Here is a 25,482-nt window from a genome sequence, read left to right on the forward strand (position 1 = left end):
ACACTGAACCTGATGGCTGAGCGCCCTTACGATCAAGGAGAGTGGCATGTTCAAGAAGATTCTGGTTCCCGTCGACGGCTCGGAAGGCGCCAAGAAAGCGCTGGATGTGGCCTGCAAGTTGGCGCGTGTCGATAATGCATCACTGCACATCCTGCACATCCCGGAGCGTCTTTCCCGGGATACCATGCTGGTCTGGGGCATGAGCGCGGTATCCATGGAGGCTTCTTCGGAAGAACTCGAACGCGCCGGACGCAAGTCACTCGAGGCCGCCAAGCAAGCAGCCAAGGAACGCGGCATGACCGACGTCCAAGGGTCGTTGCGTCAAGGCGACCCTGCTCGAATCATCATCGAAGAAGCCAAGAAAACCAATTCGGATACGATCGTGATGGGCAGCCGTGGTCTGAGCAACATCACCGGTCTGATCATCGGTAGCGTCTCGCATCGTGTCGCTCACACGGCGAAATGCAACGTCATTACCGTGCGCTGAATACAGTTATCTGATAACTTCTGGACACTTTTATCACGTCTAGTCACCTTCTCGAGGAGCAAGGCATCACTCCTGCTCCTCGATGATTTCTTCTCTGGCCTCGGCCGGTTTCTTGTCTTCAAGCCACTCTTTCACATAGAAACGCTGGACAACCAGCATGCTCAAGACGATCAGCGGCTCCGACAGCAAGAGCCCGAGAATGCCCGTATAAACCCCCAGTAAAAGCTGCACGATCAACAGTAAGGCGGGAGGAATACTGACCGCTTTGCGCTGAACGAGGGGCGTCACGATGTTGCTCTCGAGAAACTGGATGGCCAGATAGAGTAAGCCCACGTAAAGCATGGTGGTCGAGCCTTGAGTAAAAGCCACCAGCAATGCGGGTATTGCTGCCAGCGCAGGCCCCAGGTAAGGAATGAAGGATAGAAGTCCCGCTAAAATACCCAGGGAAAGCGCCATAGGTACGCCCAGTACCCATAGGCCCAGACCAAAAAGCAGTCCGATGACGCTCATCGAGATCAAGCGTCCAAGCAGCCACCAGGTCAACTTGTAATAGACCAGATCCAGAAAGTCTCTCGCTTCGTCGCGCTTACTGGGTGCGAAAAGTACCAGTACGCCTTTTTTATAGCTATCCGGCTCGAGGAGCACGAACAGGCCGATCAGCACTACGGCAAAAACATTGAGCAGTGCGCCCAGCGTCGAGGATAATACCTTTGATAATTGGGACGACCAGCTGTTTATGGCGCCACTGGGCACAGAAAATTGATTGGCGAACTGCTCGAAACGATCAATGGCTTCCTTACCCAGAGGATATTGCAGTATGAGCTCCTCCAGGCTGGACCAGGAGTTCGGCAGAATCTTCAGCAGCCGCTCGAATTCCTGACTCATTCCCAGTGCAAAATTCAGGATAAAGCCGGCAAGTAGTGCCAGGAACACAAGCATGACTACAAGCAGGGCAAGCCTTCTGGATAAAGGACTTCTCTGATGCAGATAGTTGGTGGGAATAGAGAAAAATAGCGTTACCAGCAGAGCCGCAAACACCATCAACAACACATTGGCGCTGAACCAGAGCAACAGCAAAAGGATCAGCGAGGCTACCACGATGCCCACCGCCACCCAGACCCGCCGCGCATAGTCACTCAAAGAGTGCTTTCCTGATTCCGACATAATGACACTCCTTGTCCCGAGACATTCCATTCGACCGGTCAAGAACCGATCACCCTTAGTGAGACATCTTGCGCTCTACTCCAATCACCAGGCGCAGTTCATTCCTCGAGCTTGCCAAGAGCTGCCTGATCAAGATCGAAATGAAGGCGTAGTCGCCTAGCAACGCCGCTTTGACGATTTGATTCAATCCGTGTTGCTTGGGGCACCCGTCGGGACAATTCCGGATGGGCATTGGCCATGACGAAGCCCTGCCCTGCAATGCTTAGCATTTCCGCATCATTGAGATTGTCACCAAAGGCCAGACAGCTTGAAGGTGGCAGATCGAGATGACGCAGGAGACGTTTGAGCGCACCCCCCTTATGGACGCCCTCTGCCATGATTTCAAGAGAGTTCGCCATCGAGTACGTCACATGCAAGGAACTACTCATGCCGGTATGAATGCCTGCCTCCAGCGCTGCGATTTTTTCAGGATCGCCAATGAACAGCACCTTGCCCACGCCTTCACCATCATGGGCGTGCAAATCGGCCACCTGGTATCCAAACCCGGTATGCGCATGTAGCGCCAACAATTGCGGCGCCGGGGCATCGATCAACCAGTCGTCCACCGTGTATAAGTTCAAACGGATATCGGTATCTCGGGGCATGCGTATCAGTTCCCGTACCTGCTCGCCGGGTACCCACTGCTCGGCAATCAACGCATCGTTGGGGGCGTATAAGTGAGCGCCATTGGCACTGAGAATATACGCTTCAACCCCGAGTCGTCGGCGAAATTCACGGATATCGTGAAAGTGACGACCGGAGGCCAGCGCCAGGTAATGACCACGTGCCGCCAGCGCCTGGAAGGTCTCGATGGTTAAAGGGTCAAGGGTGTGTTCGGCATTGAGTAACGTATTGTCGAGGTCCGAGACGATGAGGTGAGGAGACATGAGATATCCTAAGGCATTCAAAGCAGACGACAGAGTAGCGCGAATCAAGATCATTGGGGGATTCCAGCCATGAGCATCGATCAGGACACACTGCGCCAGCGCCTGAAAGCCGAGCGCGAGCAACTGCTGGCGGACGCGGATAGCCGCGATGAAGCGAGCGCAACCGTCGAGTTGGATCAGAGCCGTACCGGCCGCCTGTCGCGCATGGATGCCTTGCAGGGTCAGGCCATGGCCCAGGCATCCGATGCCCGTGCGCAGGCACGGCTGGCCTTGATTCAGGCTGCTCTGACCCGCATAGAGGAAGATGACTATGGCGAATGTCTGGAATGCGGTGAAATGATCGCCGAGGGCCGACTCGCGGCGGATCCGGCGATCACCTTGTGTATCGATTGCGCCAGCCATCGCGAGCGTTCGTCTCATCCATCAACGAGGAGATCATGATGAAGACACTGGTAATTGGAGCCAACGGCAAGATAGGCCGTCAATTCTGTGAACTGGCCAAGGCCGATGGCGTGCCGGTCAGAGCCATGATCCGAGATAGCAATCAGCAGCGCTGGTTTCAAGAGCGCAGTATCGAAACCGTTATCGCCGACCTGGAAGGCAATCTTCGCCATGCCTTCTATGGTTGCGATCAGGTCGTTTTCGCTGCGGGATCCGGGCCGCACACCGGGCCCGACAAGACACTGATGATCGACCTGCACGGCGCGGTGCGGGCCACCGATCTAGCAAGCGAACTTGGCCTGTCGCGTTTCGTGATGGTCAGCGCGCTGCGTGCCGAAGAGCCGCTGGTAGCCCCCGATAAAATGCGCCCTTATATGGCCGCGAAGCATGCCGCCGACGCTCACTTGCGCGCCGCCCGCGTCCCCCATGTGATCCTGAAGCCGGGGCGTCTGACCGACGAGCAGGCCAGTCAGCACGTTGCGGGGTCGCTGGAAGAAGCCGGGGACAACCGGGTCTCTCGCGCGAATGTCGCCCATGCCCTGCTGCACCTGGTCCAGAATCGTCATCTCCTCGATCGAGAGTTCATGCTACTCGACGGTGAGCGTGCGATCGCCGACGTACTTGCCTAATGTCCGGCCTTGAAGCAGGTCCATGAACCCGGCCTGATCGCATTCGCTACTGGGTCGCCGCCCCACCCCGATGCCCGGACTGTGGTTATAGGGCTGTGGTTACAGGGTCAGGATTGGCGACGGCGGCCCGAATCCGTATAGTAGCACCCTACCCCCGCCAACCGTAACGACGTCCTCATGCTGCAGAACAACGCGCTGCTGGCGCAGCTCAAGCAACAGATCCGTGAAACCACCCCTCGCGTGGAAGGTGTCATCAAGGGCACCGATCGTGGTTTCGGCTTTCTAGAAACCGATAATGGCGATTCCTACTTCGTGCCGCCTCCCGCCATGAAGCAGGTCCTGCATGGCGACCGTGTCGAAGCGGTCCTCAAGGAGGAAGGCGACAAGAAGTCCGTCGAACCTGAAAAACTGCTCGAGGCCGGTCTGGATCGCTTCATCGCACGGGTGCAGAAACGTGACGGTCGTCTGGCGGTGATTCCCGATCATCCTTCTATCAACAACGTGCTCAAGGCGCGCATCAAACGCAGCCTCGATGAAGACAGCATCGATGACGGCGATTGGATCGTCGCCCGCCTGGTGCGCCATCCGCTCAAACCGGACGATCGTGCCTTCTTCAGTCAGATCGATGAACTGATCGCCAAGCATGACGATCCAGCAGTGCCCTGGCGTGTCACCCTAGCCCGCCATGCGCTGGAGCAGGCCTCCCCACAAACCGACGATGATTGGTCGTTGGCAGACGAAGGACTCGAGCGGGAAGATCTCACCGCCATGCCTTTCTTCACCATCGATGGTGAAAAGACCCGGGACATGGACGATGCGCTTTATATCGAGTCGCGTCCCGAAGGTGGCTGGCGCCTGAGCGTGGCGATAGCCGACCCCACCGGCTATGTCGCTGAGGGGCATGCCGCCGATCTGGAAGCCCAGACTCGTGCGTTTACGGTCTATCTGCCGGGCCAGAACGTGACCATGCTACCGGAAACTCTTGCCGACGATCTTTGCTCGCTCAAGGAAGGCGAAGAACGTCCAGCGCTGGTCTGCACCTTGGATATCGAGGCGGACGGGGCGCTAGGCAGCTATCGTTTCTTCGCTGCCATCATGCGTTCTCATGCGCGCCTTGTTTACGACTCAGTCTCGGATTGGCTCGAGAACAAGGGGGATTGGTCTCCGGAAAATGCGATTGGCGAACAGCTCAAGGCCCTGGCGGCCATCACTGAGGCCCGCACCGATTGGCGGGCACAGCACGCCTTGGTGTTCAAGGATCGCCCCGATTACGTCTTCGATCTCGACGCCGCTGGCAATGTGCTCGACGTGCGTATCGAGGATCGGCGTATCGCCAATCGTATGATCGAAGAATCAATGATTGCCGCCAATGCCTGCTGTGCCGATTTGCTGGCCGAAAAGGTGGGCCATGGCATCTTCAATGTGCATCGCGCCTTCGAACCCGAAAAGGCCGATGCGGCGCTGGAATTTCTCACCGCCCAGCAGATCGAGGTTGCGCGGGAAGCCTTGCTTGAATTACCCCGCTATCGCGAACTCAAACGTGCCCTGGAAGAGCGCAACGATGCCTGGCTGGATGCGCGTCTGCGTCGCTTCCAGGGGTTTACCAGCATGTCAGCGCGACCCGGCCCGCATTTTGGCTTGGGACTTGCCGCCTACGCGACCTGGACCTCGCCGATCCGCAAGTACGGCGATATGGTCAATCACCGCCTCATCAAGCGCGTACTCAAGAATGAGCAGGCCCCTGCCGAGGCCAGCGAAGCACTGACCGAGCGACTCACCGAACGACGCAAGCTCAACCGTATGGCGGAGCGCGATGTCAAGGACTGGCTCTACGTACGCTACCTCACGCCGGCCGCAAAGGATCAGCAAGCCTTCGACGCTGAAATCGTCGCTATCAACCGGGGGGGTATGCGTGCTCGCCTCGTCGCCAATGGCGCGACCGTCTTCATTCCTGCTCCCTTGATGCACAGCGATCGTGACAAGGTCGTGATCGACGACAAGGAAGGCCGTGTGCACATCGAAGACGAAGAACGCTTCAAGCTGGGCGATGCCATTCAGGTAATACTCACCGAGGCTCGGGAGGATACTCGTTCGTTGGTTGCCCGCCCCGCTTCCTGAACCTGCATCTTTCCTGGCTTTTCTCCTCCCCTCTCCAGCAGCTTTCATTTCCACGACGAATATCGAACTCTCGGTATTCGTCGTTTTTTTGCAAGGCTTTTGACAGTCGAACCCTCTTGCGAGTAATACCCCCTCCTCAAGTGTTACTGAACGTCATTCAAATGATTTTTTTTGTACCATATAAGACATACTCGTTAATTTACAAACACTGTTTTTAACGTTTAATGAGGGTTAAAACCTTGCTTTTTCAGGGCATTATAAAGATCAAGCAAATAAAATTACTTTCATAATTCTATTAGCATTAAAAAAATGCTCATTATCAACAAAATCAGCCTATTGCCACTAGGTTCGCTTACTCGTTAGCATGCGCGGCGACTTCGCCTTTACTCCAGGGAAAGGACAAACAAAAAGGCAGGTTCAACACACCATCAATCGTGTGACTCGTACCCGAGTCTCTGAAGGGAGACTTGAGTATGAAAATGAACCTGGCACAACCGATCTTTTTATTGTGCCTCATTTGTTCACTGGAGATAGTGCATGAGCAGTAGCAATACCATCCACGCGGGTACCGACACCAGCGCAAGAGAACTCGAAGAACTCATCGATAATGCACCTCGGGGTGCCACCATCAAGCTCTCGTCAGGCAATTACACCTTAGACGACTCCATCAACATTACCCGCTCCGATATTTCTCTGGTTGGCTCCGGCTCGGACAAGACGACTCTCACCTTCAGTGACAAGGCTCTTGACCGGAATGACACCTACGGTCTGCGCCTGGATGGTCAAGAGAATTGGGACATGGGTCGCCTTGCCTCAAGCATCGATAAGGGCTCACGGCAATTGAAACTGGATCAGGAACACGACCTGGAAGCAGGCGATACGGTGCGCATCTGGCAGGACAACGATTCGGAGTTCCTCGACGAGATCGGCGATACTTCCTGGCGCAAACAGAAGTATGCCGAGCTACGCACGAGTATGGCCAAGGTGGAGTCCGTCGATGGCAAAAGCGTGAAATTAGACCGCGGCGTTCATTTCGATTTTGACCGAGGCGACACTGAGGTCGAGCGTCTTGAAACAGTGGATGACGTCACGCTGGAAGGCTTCACCATCGATTTCGAACCTGACGATCCGGACCCCAGCGCCTTCAAGAACACCATGCCGGAGCTCAAGAATTACAGCGCGCTTTCTCTCAATGGCACGGTGGATAGCGAATTGTCCGACATCAAGGTCGTCGATACGCCTTCGGTGGCATTTCGCTTTTCCAAGTCCCTGGATAGCGACGTCAACGACATCGAGGCCGAGGGTTCCTTCAACAAGGGCAGTGGTGGTAACGGCTATGCCTATGAGTTGCACGAGAGCTACGACGGCGACTTCACCAATCTGACGGACAGCGGCATGCGGCATGGTCTACTGTTCGCCTCCTGGCGCTCCTCCGTGGGCAATGATGTTCAGATCGACTCCACTGACCGGGATATCAACTTCCATGGCGGGCGCGATCATGACAATACCGTTCACGTGGAAAGATCCATTCGTGATGAGGCCGGCGACAACCTGTCACCGACGCTCTGGATCAATTCGGGGGGTGAAAGCTTCGGCGCCATCACCGATGAAGAGGCCAATGAGGTCACCTTCGATTATGTCATGGGCAGCCGCCGCGATGATGATGTGAATGGCTCCGATGACGGCGTCTATCTCAACGGCGGTCTGGGCAACGATACCCTGAACGGCGGTGACGGCGATGACATCCTTCAAGGAGGCCCGGGCAACGACTGGATCGATGGCGACGATATCCTCGATGGCGGTGATGGCGACGATACTGCCCGCTACACCCAGGATTACGATGACTACGATATCTGGTTCGATGATGGCGAGGTATTCGTCAAGCACAAGGACAAGGGCAGCCGGGATACCCTGGATAACATCGAGAAGATAGTCTTCGGCGACGGCACCGTACTCGACACCAAATCCAAGGATACCTGGGACGGTGATGAGCTCGAGCGCCCCAGCATTTCGGATATTCTCGATAACGGCTCGGGTTCTTCGGAAGAAGCCGATTCCGAGTCGGATGTTGCGATTATCGGCAAGCACGTGAGCACTTGGTCAAAAGGCCATGTCACCGAAATCATCGTCGAAAATACGTCGGATGAAGACATTGCCGATCCCGAGATTTCCTTTGATCTTTCCAGCGACATAGACACGCTCTGGAATGGCCGTATCATCGACGACGAAAACGGCTATCGGATCGCCGATGACAATAGCAATACCCTCGAATCGGGTGAATCCTGGCGCTTCGTCTTCAAGACCTATAACGACGAGGCTGAACTGCCCAACAACGTCAATATTCAGGATGGAAATGGCTCGGACCTAAACGCGCTATTGGTCGGCACAAATGAGCAATCCTACGACGATGTCATCGCTTAGGGGATGATGATTCTATGAAGGCTGATCATGGCCGAGCCCGTTCTGGGCTCGGCTTTTTTCGATCTAGTGCACTTTCACTGCTTTTGCATTCTTGATACTAAAAAGGCACCCGAAGGTGCCTTTTTAATGCTAACGAGCGTGCATGGTTCAGCTTACCAACCGGTTGCCTGCTTGAGCGCATCACCGATTTCCGCAAGAGAACGCACGGTCTTGACGCCCGCTTCTTCGAGAGCCGCGAACTTCTCATCCGCAGTACCCTTGCCGCCGGCGATGATGGCACCGGCATGGCCCATTCGCTTACCGGGAGGCGCGGTGACGCCCGCGATATAGGCGACGACCGGCTTGGAAACATGCTCCTTGATATAGGCAGCCGCTTCTTCCTCGGCGGTGCCGCCGATCTCACCGATCATGACGATCGCCTCGGTCTTGGGGTCCTTCTCGAACAGCTCGAGGATATCGATGAAGGTAGAGCCCGGAATCGGATCGCCGCCGATACCCACGCAGGTCGATTGGCCAAAGCCATGGTCGGTCGTCTGCTTGACCGCTTCGTAAGTCAAGGTGCCTGAGCGGGACACGATCCCCACACGGCCAGGCTTATGGATGTGGCCCGGCATGATGCCGATCTTGCTCTCACCCGGCGTGATCACGCCCGGGCAATTCGGGCCGATAAGACGCACGCCCAATTCGTCGCACTTGATCTTGGCCTCGAGCATGTCCAGTGTCGGAATGCCTTCGGTGATGCAAACGATCAGCTTGATACCGCCATTGGCGGCTTCGAGGATCGAGTCCTTGCAGAACGGCGCCGGCACATAGATGACCGAGGCCTCGGCGCCGGTCTTCTTCACGGCTTCCTTGACCGTATTGAATACCGGCAGGCCCAGATGCTCCTGGCCACCCTTGCCCGGGGTCACGCCACCGACCATCTGGGTGCCGTAGTCGATCGCCTGCTCCGAATGGAAGGTGCCCTGGCCGCCAGTGAACCCCTGACAGATGACCTTGGTGCTTTTGTCGATCAAGATACTCATTACTTGCCCTCCGCCGCTTTAACCACCTGCTGCGCAGCGTCAGACAGACTGGTAGCCGCGATGATGTTCAAACCACTGGACGCCAGCTTATCGGCACCCAGCTCGGCGTTGTTGCCTTCCAGACGAACCACGACCGGCACATTGACGCCGACCTGCTCCACTGCCCCGATGATACCTTCGGCGATCATGTCGCAGCGCACGATACCGCCGAAGATATTGACCAGAACCGCCTTCACCGAGGTATCCGAAAGAATGATCTTGAAGGCTTCGGCAACACGCTCCTTGGTGGCGCCACCGCCGACATCAAGGAAGTTCGCCGGCTGACCGCCATTGAGCTTGATGATGTCCATGGTGCCCATGGCCAGGCCCGCGCCATTGACCATGCAGCCGATATTGCCGTCGAGAGCGACGTAATTGAGCTCCCACTTCTGGGCATCGGCTTCGCGCTCGTCTTCCTGAGAAGGGTCGCGCATGGCCTGCAGATCGGGATGACGATAGAGCGCGTTGCCGTCGAGGCCGATCTTGGCATCCAGGCAGTGCAGGTTGCCCTGCTCGTTGATGACCAGCGGATTGATCTCGAGCAGCGCCAGATCCTTATCCTGGAACATCTTGGAAAGCCCCAGGAATATCTTGGTGAACTGCTTGATCTGGTCGCCTTTCAGACCTAGCTCGAAGGCCAGTTCCCGTGCCTGATAAGGCTGTGCACCTACCAGCGGGTCGATTTCTGCCTTGAGAATTTTTTCAGGCGTTTCCTCGGCAACCTTCTCGATCTCGACACCACCTTCAGTGGACGCCATGAACACTACACGCCGGGTACCACGGTCGACGACAGCGCCTAGATACAGCTCATTGGCGATATCGGTGCAGGTCTCGACCAGAATCTTGGAGACCGGCTGTCCGTTCTCATCGGTCTGGAAGGTGACGAGATTCTTGCCCAGCCATTGTTCAGCGAACGCCTTGGCTTCATCAGCGCTCTTGACCAGCTTGACGCCGCCCGCCTTACCTCGGCCACCAGCGTGTACCTGGGCCTTGACGACCCACATGCTGCCGCCAATCTTCTTGCAGGCATCCGCCGCTTCGCTGGGGGTATCCACGGCAAAGCCTTTGGATACGGGCAGGCCATAGTCGGCAAACAGCTGTTTGCTCTGATATTCGTGAAGGTTCATCGTGTCATGCCATTGGTTGCATGTGACTCGAATGACAGCCGGAGGCAAGCCACGTTCAAGGCCTGCCTTGGCCATCCCCCTCGCCCGCGAATGCGGACGATACATCGCAAAGGATCGCCCCTTACGGGTGCGACGCTTTATTCCTTGCCTTTTTGTTTCGTGCGCTTCTTGCGGTTGGCCATGTGAATCGCATGACCTTCCACCGCCAGGGCAGCCTCGTGCACAACCTCGGAAACGGTCGGGTGGGCGTAGCAGGTCAGTGCCAGATCTTCTGCACTGGAACCGAACTCCATGGCGATAACGCCTTGAGCGATCAACTCACCAGCATGCTGCCCGACGATATGCACCCCGAGGATGCGATCGGTCTCGGCATCGGCGATGATCTTGGCCAGACCTTCCGTGGCATTGTTGGCCATCGCACGACCACTGGCCGCGTATGAGAAGGTGCCGCTCTTGACTTCGATACCTTCGGACTTGGCTTCCTGCTCGTTCATACCGACCCAGGCCACTTCCGGAGCCGTGTAGATAACGCAAGGAATGGCGTCATAATTCATCTCGGCCTTATGGCCGGCGATGATATCCGCCACCATGATGCCCTCTTCCGAGGCTTTGTGGGCCAACATCTGACCGCGCACCGCATCGCCGATAGCATAGACACCCGGCACGCTGGTACGGCAATGATCGTCCACGAAGATGAAGCCGCGCTCGTCGAGCTTGACCCCGGCATCATCATCGAGCACCCCCTTGGTATAAGGCCGACGACCGACACAGACGATCACCTTGTCGAAGGTCTGCTCCTGCTCGCCCTTGCTGTCGGTGTACTTGACCAGTACTTCCTTATCCTTGATCTCGGAACCGGTAACCCGAGCACCCATCTTGATGTCGAGCCCCTGCTTGGTCAGCAGCTTCTGAGTCTCCTTGGCCACATCCTTATCGACCATCGGCAAGAAGGTGTCCATGGCTTCGAGCATGGTGACCTCGCTGCCAAGGCGATTCCACACGCTGCCCAATTCGAGGCCGATGACCCCGGCGCCGATCACACCCAGACGCTTGGGTGTCTCTTCGAACTCCAGCGCACCGGTAGAGTCGACGATCAGTCCTTCGGTCAGCGGCGTGGGCGGAATCTCTACCGGCACGGAACCCGTAGCGATGACGATGTTGTCGGCTTCATAGGTCGCCTTCTCGCCATCCTTGTCAGTCACCTCGACCTTGCCCTTCGAAAGCACCTTGCCGGTACCCTCCAGGGGAGTGACGCCATTGGCCTTGAACAGGCTGGAGATACCGCCGGTCAAGTTGGAGACGATCTTGTCCTTGCGGGCCATCATTTTCTTGACGTCCATCTTGACGTCACCGGTCTCGATACCGATGTCACCGAAATCATGCTTGGCCTCGACATACTTGTGCGAGGCCTCGAGCAGCGCTTTCGATGGAATGCAGCCCACGTTGAGGCAGGTACCGCCATGCACGGTCTTGCCCTTCTTGTTGACCCATTTTTCGACACAAGCGGTTTTGAGTCCCATCTGGGCTGCACGAATTGCGGCAACGTAGCCCCCAGGGCCCGCACCAATGACGATCACATCGTATTTATCGGCCATGAAATCTTCCTGTTTGGTCAAATTTGGCTTGGTAGCGCATCACACGTCCAATATCAGACGTGCCGGATCCTCAAGCAACTCCTTGATCGCGACCAGAAACTGCACCGCGTCCTTGCCATCGATCATACGGTGATCGTAGGACACTGCCAGGTACATCATCGGACGGATCTCGACCTTTCCGTTCACCGCCATTGGCCGCTCCTGGATTTTATGCATTCCCAGAATCGCCGTTTGCGGCGGATTGATGATCGGCGTCGACATCAGCGAACCGAAAATACCACCATTGGTGATGGTGAAGGTGCCGCCTTGCATTTCATCGATGCCCAGTTTGCCATCTCGAGCGCGCTTGCCGAAGTCGACGATGGTTTTCTCCACGTCGGCAATCTTCATGCTGTCGGTATCGCGCAGGACGGGCACCACCAGACCACGATTCGTGGATACCGCCACGCCAATATCCTGGTAGCCATGATAGACGATATCGGTACCATCGATGGAGGCGTTGACATCCGGGAAACGCTTGAGCGCTTCGCAGGCCGCCTTGACGAAAAATCCCATGAACCCGAGCTTGGTATCGTGCGCTTTCTGGAAGGTCTCTTTGTACTGAGCGCGCAACTGCATGACCGCGGTCATGTCCACCTCGTTATAGGTGGTGAGCATCGCCGCGGTCTGCTGAGCCTGAACCAGACGCTTGGCGATGGTCTGACGCAGACGACTCATGGGTACGCGTTTCTCGGGACGGTCGCCTTCCACTTCCGGTGCGGCCTGAGCAGCCGCTTTGGTGGTCGCCATATCGGCAGAGGAGCCAGAGCCAGAAGAAGAGGATGCCTTGGAATCCGAGGACTTCTTGGCGCTGCCTTGAGAAACGGCTTTTTGCACGTCTTCCTTGAGGATGCGCCCGCCCTTGCCGGTGCCTTCGATCTTGTTGGCATCAAGATCATGCTCGGCGATCATCTTGCGTGCGGCTGGAGCCACTATCTTGTCGCCGACCTTGGCATCGTCGTCTTCTTGATCACTATTGTCCTGGCCGCTGCCCTGCTTGTCCTTGCTCTTGGCATCGGGGGTGTCTGGCTGCTCATCCTTGCCGCTACTGGTGGAGGCACCCTCGCCGCCGCCTTCGGCGAAGATGGCCAACACGGCCTCGGATTCGACCTGTTCGCCTTCCTCGACCTTGATTTCCGCAAGCGCGCCATCGGCGGGTGCGACGACTTCCAGCACCACCTTGTCGGTTTCGATATCCGCCAGCACCTCATCGCGCTTGACCGACTCGCCGACTTTCTTGTGCCAGGTCGAGACCGTGCCTTCCTGTATGGACTCAGGGAATGACGGTGCCTTCACATCATGCTTCTTACCTGAGGAAGCAGATTTCTCGCTCTTCTCAGCCTTGCCTTGTTCGTCTTCTGCGCCGGAATCACTATCGGATTCATCTTCCTGCTTGGATGACTCCTCTTCGTCGTCATCGGACTCCTGCTTGTCGTCGCTCTTCTTACTTTCCTGAGCGTCGCCGAGCATGCCCAATACCTGTTCCGAGTCGCAGGTATCACCCTCTTCGACTTTGATCTCGGACAGCGTACCCGCTTCCGGCGCCACCACTTCGAGAACCACCTTGTCGGTTTCGATCTCGACGATCAACTCATCGCGATCGACGCTGTCACCGGGTTTCTTGTGCCAGGTGGCAACGGTCCCTTCGTTGACGGACTCTGGGAAACTGGGCGCTTTGATCTCAGTAGCCATTTACTTTCCTTAATGTATTCTTTCGTCCCGGTGGAGTGCCTTAAGCGTTGAAGGCGTCTTCGACCAATTGGCGCTGCTGTTCGATATGTACCGACATGTAACCCGCCGCCGGCGCTGCAGAGGCAGGGCGACCCGCAAACTTGAGTTCACGCCCCAGACCATTGGACAGCATGTCGGCCACCACGCGCAGATGGTGCTGGCTTTGATACCAGGCCCCCTGGTTCAACGGCTCTTCCTGGCACCACACTATCTGTTCCAGGTTGGAATATCCCTTGAGCGCGTCGAAGAGCTCATCCTTGGGGAAGGGATAAAGCTGTTCGATACGTACGACAGCCGTATCATCCCGCTCCTTATCGCTGCGATAGGCCACAAGGTCATAATAGACTTTGCCCGAACACAGCACGACGCGGGTGACTTTCTCTGCCTCGAGCTTGCCCTTATCCGCCAGAACCATCTCAAAACGACCCTCGGCCAGTTCTTCCAGGCTGGAAACCGCCTCCTTGTGACGCAGCAAGCTTTTTGGCGACATCACGATCAGGGGCTTGCGGATGGGGCGAATCACCTGGCGACGAAGCAAGTGGAATATCTGAGCCGGTGTGGTCGGCACGCAGACCTGCATGTTTTGTTCCGCACACAACTGCAGAAAACGCTCGAGGCGTGCCGACGAGTGTTCAGGGCCCTGCCCTTCATAGCCATGAGGCAACAGCAGGGTCAAACCGCATAGACGCGCCCACTTGGATTCACCGGAAGAGATGAACTGATCGACCACTACCTGGGCGCCATTGAAGAAGTCGCCGAACTGGGCTTCCCAGATAATCAGGGCGTTGGGCATGGTGGTGGCATAGCCATATTCAAAGGCCAGCACCGCTTCTTCCGAAAGGAAGGAGTCGTGGATAGTGAAGCGTGGTTGACCGTCGCGGATATGTTCCAGTGGCACGTAGGTCGTGCCATCCTTTTGGTTGTGCACGACCGCATGACGATGGGAAAAGGTACCACGACCGGAATCCTGCCCGGTAAGACGTACGGCGTGGCCCTGATCGAGCAAGGTGGCATAGGCCAAAGTCTCGGCAAAGCCCCAGTTGAGCGCCATGCCACCGGCATGCATCTTGCGCCGATCCTCGTAGATCTTGGCCACCTGGCGCTGGACCTGGATGCCATCCGGAATATCGCACATGCGCGCGGCAAGCTTTTGCATGCGCTTCATGTCGATGCTGGTATCCGCGTCCCCGGTCCATTCATGACCGATGTACGGTGACCAGTCGACGAAGAGTCCCGTATTAGGCTCCTTGACCAGCGCATCGGCGACATGATTGCCCGCCTGTAGATCGTCGCGATACTTTTCGACCATCTCCTTGACGGCCTCTTCATCGAGCACGCCGTCCTCGATCAGACGGGACGCATAAAGTTCCCGGGCACTCTTGTGCTTCTTGATCTTGCTGTACATCATCGGCTGAGTGCCGGAGGGCTCGTCGGCCTCGTTGTGGCCACGCCGACGATAGCACACCATGTCGATGACCACGTCCTTGTGAAACTGCTGACGATAGTCGACCGCCACCTGGGTCGCATGCAGTACCGCATCGGCGTCATCGCCGTTGACGTGGAAGATAGGGGCCTGAACCATCTTGGCGATATCGGTGCAGTACTCCGTGGAGCGCGTATCTTCAGGGTGTGACGTGGTGAAGCCCACCTGATTGTTGATGACGATATGCAACGTGCCGCCGGTACGATAGGCTCGGGTCTGAGACATCTGAAACGTCTCCATGACCACGCCCTGACCGGCGAAGGCCGCATCACCATGAACGTTGACCGGCAATACCTTGTCGCCATCGACGTCCTCGCGGCGATCCTGACGCGCACGCACGGAACCCTCGACCACCGGGGAAACGATTTCCAGATGCGACGGATTGAAGGCCAGCGCCAGATGCATTTCCCCCCCCGGGGTCATGACATTGGAACTGAAGCCCTGGTGATACTTGACGTCGCCGGACCCCTTCTCGATGACCTTCTTGCCATCGAATTCCTCGATCAGCTCCGAAGGACTCTTGCCGAGAATATTCACCAGGAGATTGAGGCGGCCACGGTGGGCCATACCGATAACGGTCTCCTTGGCACCGTAGCCCCCGGTCCGCTGGATGATCTCATCCATCATCGGGATGAAATTCTCTCCCCCCTCGAGACCAAAGCGCTTGGTGCCCGGGTACTTGGACGCCAGGTAGCTTTCCAGACCTTCAGCGGCTGTCAGTCGTTCCAGGGTGTGCTTACGCACCTCATCGCTGAATTTGGGCTGAGAGCGCACCGACTCGAAGCGCTGCTGCAGCCAGCGCTTCTCTTCGGTATCGACGATATGCATGAACTCGCAGCCGATACTGCGGCAGTAGGTCTGGTTCAGCGCCTCATATATTTCCTTGAGAGGTGCCCTGTCCTTGCCCAGAAAAAAGGAACCGGTCTGGAATTCGGTATCCATGTCGGCTTGGGACAACTGATGGAAGGACAAATCGAGATCGGGCACTGGCACCGGGTTGCGCAACCCCAAGGGATCGATATCCGCTTTCTGATGTCCGCGGAAGCGGTAGGCATTGATCAGCTGCAGGACCTTGACCTGCTTTCGGCTTTCACCGCTTTCGACACCATCCGCGGCCTGGCCGTTGCGCCGATTGCGTGCCAGCTGATAAAACTGCTCACGGATCGGACTCAAGGGTATATCGTGGGAGGGGCTTCCTTCTGGACGTGGCAGCTTGTCGAAATAATTGCGCCACTCATCCGGAACTTCATTGGGATCGAGCAGGTACTGCTCGTAAAGGGCCTCTACGTAGTGGGCATTGCCACCGCTCATGTGGGAGGTTCGCCACATCAATTCCATTATGCCTTCTTGCATCACTCAGTCACCTGCACTCATGAGGCATTGTCGTCGCCCGGTACGAGCACGCATCGGCGACACCCTTGCCCTGCCGTCGAAACCAGGTCTTGTGATCGGTATCACGGCAATAATGGTCAAGAGCCGGTGCACCCGGGCACCGGCTCTTGGCGCTTAGGCCTTTTCCAGGGCGACTCATGGCCGCGAAGGAATGTTCATCATGATAGCAAGCCGCGGGCCACGATTTAAGTGGCATTCTCCACCAGCAGCTCGCGAATCTTGCCAATCGCGCGAGTCGGGTTGAGCCCCTTGGGGCACACGGCCACGCAATTCATGATCCCACGGCAACGAAACACGCTGAACGGATCCTCGAGTTCGGCCAGGCGCTCCCGCGCCGCGGTATCACGACTATCGGCCAGGAAGCGATAAGCTTGAAGCAACCCGGCGGGTCCCACGAACTTATCCGGGTTCCACCAGAACGAGGGGCAAGCCGTCGAACAGCAGGCGCACAGAATGCACTCATAGAGTCCATCGAGCTTGTCACGCTCCTCCGGTGACTGCAGGCGTTCGATTGCCGGCGGCGTCGTGTCGTTCTGCAGGTATGGCTGAATGCGCTCATACTGCTTGTAGAAGATGCCCATGTCGACCACCAGGTCACGCACGACCGGCAAGCCGGGCAAGGGGCGCAACGTAAGCTTGTTGTTCTTGACCACGGCAGACAGTGGCGTAATACACGCCAGACCATTGGTACCGTTGATGTTCATACCGTCGGAACCACACACGCCCTCGCGACAGCTGCGCCGATAAGCCATCGAGCTATCCTGCTGCTTGATGAGTTCGAGGACGTTCAGAACCATGACATCACGGCCCTGGGTATCCACCTGAAACTCCTGCATATAAGGTGCTGAGTCGGTTTCCGGATTGTAGCGGTATATGGATACTTGAAGCATGGCAGTCTCCCTCAATAGGTCCGGATCTTGGGCTCGAAGGTATCGACGGTCTTGGGTGTGAAGTTCACATCCCGCTTGCCCAACTTTTTCTCGGTCGGGAAGTAGATGGAATGCTTCAGCCAGTTGACGTCGTCACGGTCCGGGTAGTCGTAACGGGAATGTGCGCCGCGGCTTTCCTTGCGCTCGAACGCAGAAATGGCGGTAGCTTCGGCGACCTCGAGCAGATTGTCGAGTTCCAGAGCCTCCACGCGCGCGGTATTAAAGGTATCGGATTTGTCACCAAGATGAGCATTGGCGATTCGTTCACGCAGATCAGCAAGCTTCTTGACGCCGTTTTGCATGTTTTCTTCTTTGCGGAAAACACCGAAGTCGTTCTGCATGACCTCTTGTAATTCCGCCTTGAGCGCCGCCACCGCTTCTCCGTTGCTCGACTCGTTCCAGCGATTGAGACGCGCCATGGATGCATCGACATCGGATTGGGAGGCATCCAGATAATCGACGCCCTCATTGAGTGCGCCTTCGATGAACATGCCTGCCGCACGGCCAAACACCACCAGGTCGAGCAGCGAATTGCCTCCCAGGCGATTGGCACCATGCACGGAGACACAAGCCGCTTCGCCACAAGCAAACAAGCCGTTGATGATCTGATCGTTGCCATCACCGTCTTGCATGATGGCCTGACCGTGCACGTTGGTGGGTATTCCGCCCATCATGTAATGGCAGGTCGGCACCACCGGAATCGGATCCTGCGCCGGGTTCACGTGGGCAAAGGTCTTGGCCAGCTCGACGATACCGGGCAGACGCTTCTGCAGAACTTCTTCACCCAGGTGATCGAGCTTGAGCATGACATGATCACCGTTCTCGCCACAGCCACGCCCTTCGAGCATTTCCATGACCATCGAGCGCGCGACCACGTCGCGACTGGCGAGATCCTTGGCATTGGGGGCATAACGCTCCATGAAGCGCTCGCCATCCTTGTTGATCAGGTAGCCACCCTCACCACGGCACCCTTCGGTGACCAGGGTGCCCGCGCCGTAGATGCCGGTCGGATGAAACTGCCACATCTCCATGTCCTGCATGGGGAAGCCGGCGCGCAGCGCCATGCCGATGCCATCGCCGGTATTGATCAGGGCATTGGTGGTCGACGCAAAGATGCGGCCGGCACCGCCGGTGGCGAGCACTGTGGCCTTGGATTTGACGTGTACGATTTCACCTGTCTCGATACACAGAGCAATACAGCCGACCACATCCCCCTGGGTATTCTTGACCAGATCGATGGCATACCACTCGTTAAGAAAGACGGTGTTATTTTTCAGGTTGTTCTGATAAAGCGTGTGCAGAAGCGCATGCCCCGTACGGTCGGCAGCCGCGCAGGTACGAGCGGCTTGGCCGCCTTCACCAAAATTCTTGGACTGACCGCCAAAGGGACGCTGGTAGATACGTCCGTTGTCGAAGCGCGAAAATGGCAGCCCCATGTGTTCAAGCTCGAATACCGCCTTGGGTCCTTCGGTACACATGTACTCCGCCGCATCCTGATCGGCAATATAGTCACTGCCCTTGACGGTATCGTACATATGCCAGCGCCAGTCATCGTTGGGATCGGCGGAGGCAATGGCACAGGTGATGCCGCCCTGGGCGGATACGGTATGCGAGCGCGTGGGAAACACCTTGGACAACACCGCAGTCTTCTTGCCGGACTTGGCAAGCTCGAGCGCGGCCCGCAAACCCGAACCACCACCACCGATGATGATGGCATCGAAGGATAAATTACGCATAGCAGACATGAATCAGGCTCCCCAGAGGATTTGTATGGCCCATACCAGGAACACGAAGATTGCAACAATCAATACGACCTGTGCTCCAAAGCGCATTCTGACGGGCTTGATATAGTCAGTGATGACAGTCCAAATACCCACCCAGGCGTGCGCCGCCAAGGCGATGAACGCCAATAAAGAGAAGATACGCATCCAGGTCTGTGCGAAGAGCCCGTGCCAGGTCATGTAATCCAACTGCGGATGAAGAAGAAAGTACCCCACCATGAAAAGCGCATAGAGTGCGAGGATGACCGCCGATACCTGTTGGATCAGCCAATCAGACAATCCACTACGACTGAAGTTCGTTACGTTGGTTACCATACCCAGACTCCTGCCAGAATCACCAGCACCGCGGCGGCGATGAAGGTGATCTTTGATGTTTGCACGCCCCCTTCCAGATCGATGCCGATGTCAAAATCCATCAACAGATGCCGCACACCGGCCACGAAGTGAAATGACAATGCCGACAGCAATCCCCAGACAATGAGTTTTGCCAGGAAGTTATATTCCAGAGCTTCACGTACCGCCTCGAATCCTTGCGGCGAAGAGAGCGATGTATCCAGTGCCCAGAACGCAAAGATCAGTCCGACAAAGAGAATGATGCCGGTGACACGGTGGGTGATGGAAGTCAGTGCAGGAAGAGGAAACTTTATAGTGGAGAGATCGAGGTTTACGGGTCTTTTGCTATTCACGGCTCGTCGCACACCCTGTTGGCCCACTCTCTCAATCAAGCTCGACCGGAGTGGGTAGTGGTTTTGAGGAAGGTCTTCATCAGTACGCCAGATGGTGCGACCGATTTACTATTCCTGTCAGTCGCGTGGATAAGATTATAGGGATTGAAGTGAAGTATGACAAATCGTTACCGCTCATGCGCAATCACGGTGTTACCCTTAGTAACGTCGTAGAAAAAGCCGATTGAACGCGCCGCTGGGGCAGCCAATGAGCCTGTCAGTCATCATGAGTAACACTTTCGCTCGAACATCGACACCTTGTGTTCACCATTGACGAATTGACAAAACCCACAGCGCTTTTATAGTGAATAGCACTTTGCTGCCCCGCAGCAAAAGGTGAGATGGCATTCTTACCAGCAATCGATAACCGCAGGAGACCTAGCATGGCTGATAAAAAAGCGCATTTGAAAATCGACGGCCTGGATGAAGCTATTGAATTTCCAGTCTATTCGGGCACGCTTGGTCCGGACGTCATCGATGTACGCAGCCTGACCGACAATGGCCATTTTACCTATGACCCAGGTTTCGTTGCCACGGCGTCCTGTGAATCCGGCATTACCTACATCGATGGCGCCAATGGCGTATTGCTGCACCGCGGCTACCCCATCGATCAACTCGCGGATCATTCCAACTTCGTCGAGATGAGCTATCTGTTGCTGTTCGGCGAACTGCCCAACGATGAACAATACGAAAAGTTCAAGGGGCTGATCACCAACCACACCATGGTGCATGAGCAACTCGTCAACTTCTTCAAGGGATTTCGCCGTGATGCCCACCCGATGGCCATCCTGTGCGGCGTGGTCGGCGGGCTGGCGGCCTTCTATCACGACAACCTGGACATCTCCGATGAGAAACAGCGCCGGGTCAGCGCCATTCGCCTGATCGCCAAGATGCCGACCATCGCGGCGATGACCTACAAGTACAATATCGGCCAGCCTTTCAACTATCCACGCAATGATCTGAACTACGCCGAAAACTTCCTTTACATGATGTTCAGCAATCCATGTGAAAAGTTCAAGATCAACCCGGTGTACGCCAAGGCCATGGATCGCATCTTCATGCTCCATGCCGATCATGAGCAGAACGCCTCGACTTCGACGGTGCGCCTGGCCGGCTCCACCGGCGCCAATCCGTTCGCTTGCATCAGTGCCGGTATCGCCGCGCTCTGGGGCCCGGCCCACGGTGGTGCCAACGAGGCGGTGCTCAACATGCTCGACGAGATTGGCGACGAGTCCGAAGAGAATATCCAGCGCTACATCGACAAGGCCAAGGACAAGGACGACCCCTTCAAGCTGATGGGCTTTGGCCATCGGGTGTACAAGAACTTCGACCCGCGTGCCAAGGTCATGAAGGAGACCTGTGACGAGGTTCTCGAGGAACTGGGCCGTGCCAACGATCCCAAGCTCAAGATCGCCAAGCGCCTGGAGCAGATCGCCCTGGAAGACGACTACTTCATTGAGCGCAAGCTCTACCCCAACGTCGATTTCTATTCCGGCATCATCCTCAACGCGATCGGCATCCCGACCAACATGTTCACGGTCGTCTTCGCCGTGGCCCGTACCATCGGCTGGATCTCACACTGGAACGAGATGCTCAGCAACGACTATCGTATCGGTCGTCCGCGCCAGCTTTACACCGGATACCCGCAACGCGACTATCCACAGAAGTAACCATTGCAACGAATGGGCCGCCTGATCAGGGCGGCCCGCTTCGTTGGAGACCATCCCTTCGACTCATCCCGCCCTGTCATTCTTTCAGCGATACAAGAAAGCCATTCCGTTGCAAGCGACATGGCATTCTGTGCGTGCACGACCTGATAACGGGGCAGCGGATAAAACCGGTGTCCGGCATGGATGCACACCTACCCGCTGCCGCTCTCATCGATCAGTTGTACTAGCGCCGACCAGCCATTGGGCACAGCACGGCGTTGTTTGTCGCTCATTGGAAACAACCCAACGACGCTCCTCACGCCTTGCTCTGCACCCAATGAATCTCTGTCGCGGCCGTGAGGAAACGTCAACAGGCCCTAATGGAACGAGTACACCGGGAGCGATAAATCACGCAATTTGAACAGCTTGAACGAGGTGCCGGACGATCGATATTCATCGTTTTTCAAAGCGCCGCGCTGCCTCTTTGCGCTTGTCCACACTTTCTGTGGATAAAGCTGTTCACAACCTCTAGAGAACGTCATCCAATCGCCATGAATAGCGGCCTGGCTACAAATTGGCTAATTTTTAACCATATGCAAGTATTTGATTTTAATTGATTTTTTCACAAACCCAGCAACGACGGGGTTATCCTGCTTTCTATGCACAGGGTAATGGTGAATCTTGCACAGGTGGGGAAAAACGAAGACTTATGTCAACCCTTGAAGAATGAAAAAAAGCACTTAATAACCAACAAAACAGGCTTGACAGGGCTAGTTTTTTCATTCTTCACAACAAGAAAGAGAACTATAGACACCTAGAGGGGATATCGAACAAGTCAAAGCGACCGAGCGCGCAAAAGCAGAAGGAGAAGGGTGGCGTCCCATAGGGGGTTCGAACCCCTGTTACCGCCGTGAAAGGGCGGTGTCCTGGACCACTAGACGAATGGGACGCAACAAGCACACAGTGTGCGAAACGATGGTGGAGCCTACCGGGATCGAACCGGTGACCTCGACGCTGCCAGCGTCGCGCTCTCCCAGCTGAGCTAAGGCCCCTTTGCAACAAACGCCGTCCTGTAAGAACGGGGCGTATGCTACTCATACACCCCTGGCCGGTCAACGTTTTTTTACTTACTCAAGGGCACGAAACTCCTTCTCGAACCCCTTCGCCTGCTTCTTGGAAATTCCCCCCAGCACAAGGATCGCATGGCGCAAACGTGCCCGCGTCATATCCGACCCCAGAATGACCATCGCATCCATGACCGACGTCGAGGTCGTCGATCCGGTGATGGCAATGAATACAGGCGCCAGAAACACCTTCATCTTGAGCTCGAAGTAGTTACTGAGTCTTTTTACCTCTGGTAGAAGACTATCCTTATCCCAGAACGACACCCTCTCAAGACGCCAGATCAAGAACTGCAGCAGCTTGAGTAACTCGCCACGCTCGAGCGTAATGCTCTCGAAACTGCGCTCATCGATCGGCGGCATACCCGAAAAGAAATGTCCGGCCAGAGGCGCCACATCAGACAGTGTCTCAATACGCGGCCGCACCTGGGGCAGTATCTGGCTGACATAATCTTCATTGAACGCCCATTCGCGCAGTGCAAGCAGTAGCCCCTGGTCATCCAGATCCTCGCGAATGTAAACGCCGTTCAACCAGGTCAGTTTTTCCAGATCGAAGACCGGCCCACCCAAGGACACGCGCTGGATATCGAAATGCGCCATCATCTCGCCAAGGCTGAATTTCTCGCGCTCATCGGGCATCGACCACCCCATGCGCCCCAGATAGTTGGTCAGCGCCTGAGGAAGGAATCCCATGCGACGATAATAGTTGATCGAGGTTGGATTCTTGCGTTTCGAGAGCTTGGTCTTGTCGGGGTTACGCAGCAGCGGCAGATGACATAGCACCGGCATCTGCCAGCCGAAGTACTCGTAGAGCAGTTGATGCTTGGGCGCGGAGTTGATCCATTCCTCGCCCCGCAGAACATGGGTGATCCTCATCAAATGATCATCGATCACGTTGGCCAGATGATAGGTCGGCATGCCATCGGACTTGAGCAGGATCTGCGCATCGACTTGCGTCCAGTCGACGTCGATACTGCCGCGCAGCATGTCCTCGACGACACACACACCCTCGCTGGGCACCTTCATGCGCACCACATAAGGCCAACCCTCGGCCTCGCGCCGTTCGACCTCGGCCTGAGGCAGCGCCAGGTCCGCCGGTTTGAGCGCCGCATGAAGGCCTTCGGCCTTTCGCGCCTCGCGCAATTCGTCCAGTTCGTCACTGCTGCGGTAACACTTGAAGGCATGCCCTGCTTCCAGCAGCTGCTGAGCGTACTGCGCATAGAGATCGCCACGCTCGCTTTGACGATAGGGACCATGGGGACCACCGACATCCGGTCCTTCATCCCACTCGAGCCCCAGCCAGCGTAGCGAATCGAGGATCATCCGCTCGGACTCCGACGTGGAGCGTTGCCGGTCGGTATCTTCGATGCGCAGGATGAACTGGCCGCCATGCTGACGAGCAAAACACAAATTGAACAAGGCGACATAAGCGGTCCCCACATGGGGATCCCCCGTTGGCGAGGGGGCGATTCGGGTACGTACGGTGGTCATGACATCCGTTCCGTTGCTCATAGGAGTGGCGGCATTATACGCACCTGATGCTTACTCGACAGCTCGATACGCAATAGTCACAATCAAGTACGCGCCGGCCTACTATTGCCCCCTGTGAAAGGAGTCACCATGCTCACCCAGTTGCCCGACGATTTCAGCGCACTTGTCCTTGGCGCTTCCGGCGGCATCGGTCAGGCCGTGCTCAAGGCGCTATTGGCCAGCCGACGGCCGGGACGCATCATCGCTGTCAGTCGTCGGGAACCGGGATTGGAACTCGATGATTCACGCCTGGAGCGCCTGACGTTGGATGCCACTACCCAGGAGGGCCAAGATGAACTGGCAGAACGGCTGAAGGGTGCACCGCTGCACTTGGTTTTCAATGCCATTGGCATGCTGCATGACGACGATGCAGGCATCACACCGGAGAAAAAGTTCGACGACCTGGACGTTGGTGCATTGGCCCGGCTTTTTCACGTCAATGCCGCGACGCCTGCCCTGCTGTTCAAGACACTCAAGGGATCTCTGCAGGGTCGGCATCCGGTTATCTTTGCCAGTCTTTCGGCGCGGGTAGGCTCAATAGACGACAACGACCTGGGTGGCTGGTACGCCTATCGCGCCAGCAAGGCAGCTCACAACATGTTGCTGAAGACCGCCGCCGTGGAACTCAGACGACTCAATCGGCAGGCCGTCGTTCTGTGCCTGCATCCGGGCACCACCGATACCGCGCTATCGCAACCTTTTCAGGCTCGGGTGCCGGAAGGCAAGCTGTTCACACCACACTTCGTCGCCGAGTGTTTACTGGACGTCATGGGCAAACGTACTCCGGACGACAGCGGCAGCTTCTGGGATTGGGCCGGTGAGCCCATCGCTTGGTGAGATTGAGCGAATCTTACTACAATGATCCTAAATGGCTGCGAAGTCATTGGCGATCTCCAATGACGATCTTCCCCTCCCCCTTGGCGCCACTACAGGCCTGATAATCCTAAACAAACTTCGATCTTTTTTCACTATGCTGACACGAATAACTCGTGAGAGATATCGATGGAAGCCCTAGCCCGGATATTGCACCGGGCTGGTCAGCAGCGCCCAGATTCCGAGGGCGCGGGCCGTTGCCGCGCCCAAGCCTCTAATTTGATGGTTTTTTGATCAGTTCTTTGGTTTCAGAACGC

19 protein-coding genes and 2 tRNA genes are annotated in these 25,482 nt (G+C 56.5%); 7 read left to right on the forward strand and 14 right to left on the reverse strand.

The window, feature by feature from the left end:
- Positions 1–46 precede the first annotated feature (46 nt).
- The gene (locus ACPF7Z_RS12175; RefSeq protein WP_425193516.1) at positions 47–487 is read left to right on the forward strand and encodes a universal stress protein; all 441 of its coding nucleotides are present in this window, start codon (positions 47–49) and stop codon (positions 485–487) included.
- Between the two features lie 66 nt (positions 488–553).
- Here the strand turns inward: ACPF7Z_RS12175 and ACPF7Z_RS12180 are convergent, their stop codons facing one another.
- Positions 554–1,651 carry an AI-2E family transporter gene (locus ACPF7Z_RS12180; RefSeq protein ID WP_425193517.1) on the reverse strand — a complete coding sequence of 366 codons (1,098 nt, stop codon included), beginning with the start codon at positions 1,649–1,651 and terminating at the stop codon, positions 554–556.
- Positions 1,652–1,749: 98 nt separating this feature from the next.
- Positions 1,750–2,577 carry a Cof-type HAD-IIB family hydrolase gene (locus ACPF7Z_RS12185; protein WP_425193518.1) on the reverse strand — a complete coding sequence of 276 codons (828 nt, stop codon included), beginning with the start codon at positions 2,575–2,577 and terminating at the stop codon, positions 1,750–1,752.
- 69 nt (positions 2,578–2,646) lie between these two features.
- Between ACPF7Z_RS12185 and ACPF7Z_RS12190 the strand changes: the two genes are divergently transcribed.
- From ACPF7Z_RS12190 to ACPF7Z_RS12205, 4 genes are all read left to right on the forward strand, one after another.
- The gene (locus ACPF7Z_RS12190; protein ID WP_425193519.1) at positions 2,647–3,018 is read left to right on the forward strand and encodes a TraR/DksA family transcriptional regulator; all 372 of its coding nucleotides are present in this window, start codon (positions 2,647–2,649) and stop codon (positions 3,016–3,018) included.
- The gene (locus tag ACPF7Z_RS12195) at positions 3,018–3,647 is read left to right on the forward strand and encodes an NAD(P)H-binding protein (protein ID WP_425193520.1); all 630 of its coding nucleotides are present in this window, start codon (positions 3,018–3,020) and stop codon (positions 3,645–3,647) included. The genes ACPF7Z_RS12190 and ACPF7Z_RS12195 overlap by 1 nt, the downstream gene beginning before the upstream one ends.
- 177 nt (positions 3,648–3,824) lie before the next feature.
- A complete protein-coding gene (locus tag ACPF7Z_RS12200) occupies positions 3,825–5,765 on the forward strand; it encodes an exoribonuclease II (protein ID WP_425193521.1) in 1,941 nt (646 codons plus the stop codon).
- Positions 5,766–6,302: 537 nt separating this feature from the next.
- Positions 6,303–8,186, forward strand: coding sequence for an alginate biosynthesis protein (locus ACPF7Z_RS12205; RefSeq protein WP_425193522.1), 1,884 nt, complete (start codon positions 6,303–6,305; stop codon positions 8,184–8,186).
- 152 nt (positions 8,187–8,338) lie between these two features.
- Here the strand turns inward: ACPF7Z_RS12205 and sucD are convergent, their stop codons facing one another.
- The 9 genes from sucD to sdhC form a co-directional block, all read right to left on the reverse strand.
- Complete coding sequence (gene sucD, locus ACPF7Z_RS12210; RefSeq protein ID WP_425193523.1) at positions 8,339–9,211, reverse strand: succinate--CoA ligase subunit alpha; 873 nt, start codon at positions 9,209–9,211, stop codon at positions 8,339–8,341.
- Complete coding sequence (sucC, locus tag ACPF7Z_RS12215; protein WP_425193524.1) at positions 9,211–10,377, reverse strand: ADP-forming succinate--CoA ligase subunit beta; 1,167 nt, start codon at positions 10,375–10,377, stop codon at positions 9,211–9,213. Before sucC ends, sucD begins: the two co-directional genes overlap by 1 nt.
- Before the next feature lie 137 nt (positions 10,378–10,514).
- Positions 10,515–11,972: a dihydrolipoyl dehydrogenase gene (gene lpdA, locus ACPF7Z_RS12220; RefSeq protein ID WP_425193525.1), complete on the reverse strand. Its 1,458-nt coding sequence runs from the start codon at positions 11,970–11,972 to the stop codon at positions 10,515–10,517.
- Between the two features lie 39 nt (positions 11,973–12,011).
- A complete protein-coding gene (gene odhB / locus ACPF7Z_RS12225; RefSeq protein WP_425193526.1) occupies positions 12,012–13,703 on the reverse strand; it encodes a 2-oxoglutarate dehydrogenase complex dihydrolipoyllysine-residue succinyltransferase in 1,692 nt (563 codons plus the stop codon).
- 40 nt (positions 13,704–13,743) lie between these two features.
- A complete protein-coding gene (locus tag ACPF7Z_RS12230) occupies positions 13,744–16,578 on the reverse strand; it encodes a 2-oxoglutarate dehydrogenase E1 component (RefSeq protein WP_425193527.1) in 2,835 nt (944 codons plus the stop codon).
- Between the two features lie 224 nt (positions 16,579–16,802).
- Positions 16,803–17,507, reverse strand: a complete 705-nt coding sequence (locus ACPF7Z_RS12235) for a succinate dehydrogenase iron-sulfur subunit (protein WP_425193528.1) — start codon at positions 17,505–17,507, stop codon at positions 16,803–16,805.
- Between the two features lie 11 nt (positions 17,508–17,518).
- Positions 17,519–19,291: a succinate dehydrogenase flavoprotein subunit gene (sdhA, locus tag ACPF7Z_RS12240; RefSeq protein WP_425193529.1), complete on the reverse strand. Its 1,773-nt coding sequence runs from the start codon at positions 19,289–19,291 to the stop codon at positions 17,519–17,521.
- Positions 19,292–19,294: 3 nt separating this feature from the next.
- A complete protein-coding gene (gene sdhD / locus ACPF7Z_RS12245) occupies positions 19,295–19,642 on the reverse strand; it encodes a succinate dehydrogenase, hydrophobic membrane anchor protein (RefSeq protein WP_425193530.1) in 348 nt (115 codons plus the stop codon).
- The gene (sdhC, locus tag ACPF7Z_RS12250) at positions 19,636–20,013 is read right to left on the reverse strand and encodes a succinate dehydrogenase, cytochrome b556 subunit (protein WP_425193531.1); all 378 of its coding nucleotides are present in this window, start codon (positions 20,011–20,013) and stop codon (positions 19,636–19,638) included. Before sdhC ends, sdhD begins: the two co-directional genes overlap by 7 nt.
- 422 nt (positions 20,014–20,435) lie before the next feature.
- On the opposite strand from sdhC, the gene gltA reads away from it, so the two are divergent.
- Positions 20,436–21,722: a citrate synthase gene (gltA, locus tag ACPF7Z_RS12255; protein WP_425193532.1), complete on the forward strand. Its 1,287-nt coding sequence runs from the start codon at positions 20,436–20,438 to the stop codon at positions 21,720–21,722.
- Between the two features lie 852 nt (positions 21,723–22,574).
- Here the strand turns inward: gltA and ACPF7Z_RS12260 are convergent.
- From ACPF7Z_RS12260 to gltX, 3 genes are all read right to left on the reverse strand, one after another.
- Positions 22,575–22,650 (reverse strand) — tRNA-Glu (locus ACPF7Z_RS12260).
- Between the two features lie 27 nt (positions 22,651–22,677).
- Positions 22,678–22,753, reverse strand: a tRNA-Ala gene (locus ACPF7Z_RS12265).
- 75 nt (positions 22,754–22,828) lie between these two features.
- Positions 22,829–24,313 (reverse strand): glutamate--tRNA ligase, encoded by a 1,485-nt coding sequence (gene gltX, locus ACPF7Z_RS12270; protein ID WP_425193533.1) that lies wholly within the window; start codon positions 24,311–24,313, stop codon positions 22,829–22,831.
- A gap of 129 nt (positions 24,314–24,442) precedes the next feature.
- Between gltX and ACPF7Z_RS12275 the strand changes: the two genes are divergently transcribed.
- Positions 24,443–25,189, forward strand: a complete 747-nt coding sequence (locus ACPF7Z_RS12275) for an SDR family NAD(P)-dependent oxidoreductase (protein WP_425193534.1) — start codon at positions 24,443–24,445, stop codon at positions 25,187–25,189.
- The last annotated feature ends 293 nt before the right edge of the window (positions 25,190–25,482 follow it).

The sequence above is a fragment of the Halomonas sp. GXIMD04776 genome (assembly GCF_049808615.1).
Classification (GTDB): domain Bacteria; phylum Pseudomonadota; class Gammaproteobacteria; order Pseudomonadales; family Halomonadaceae; genus Modicisalibacter.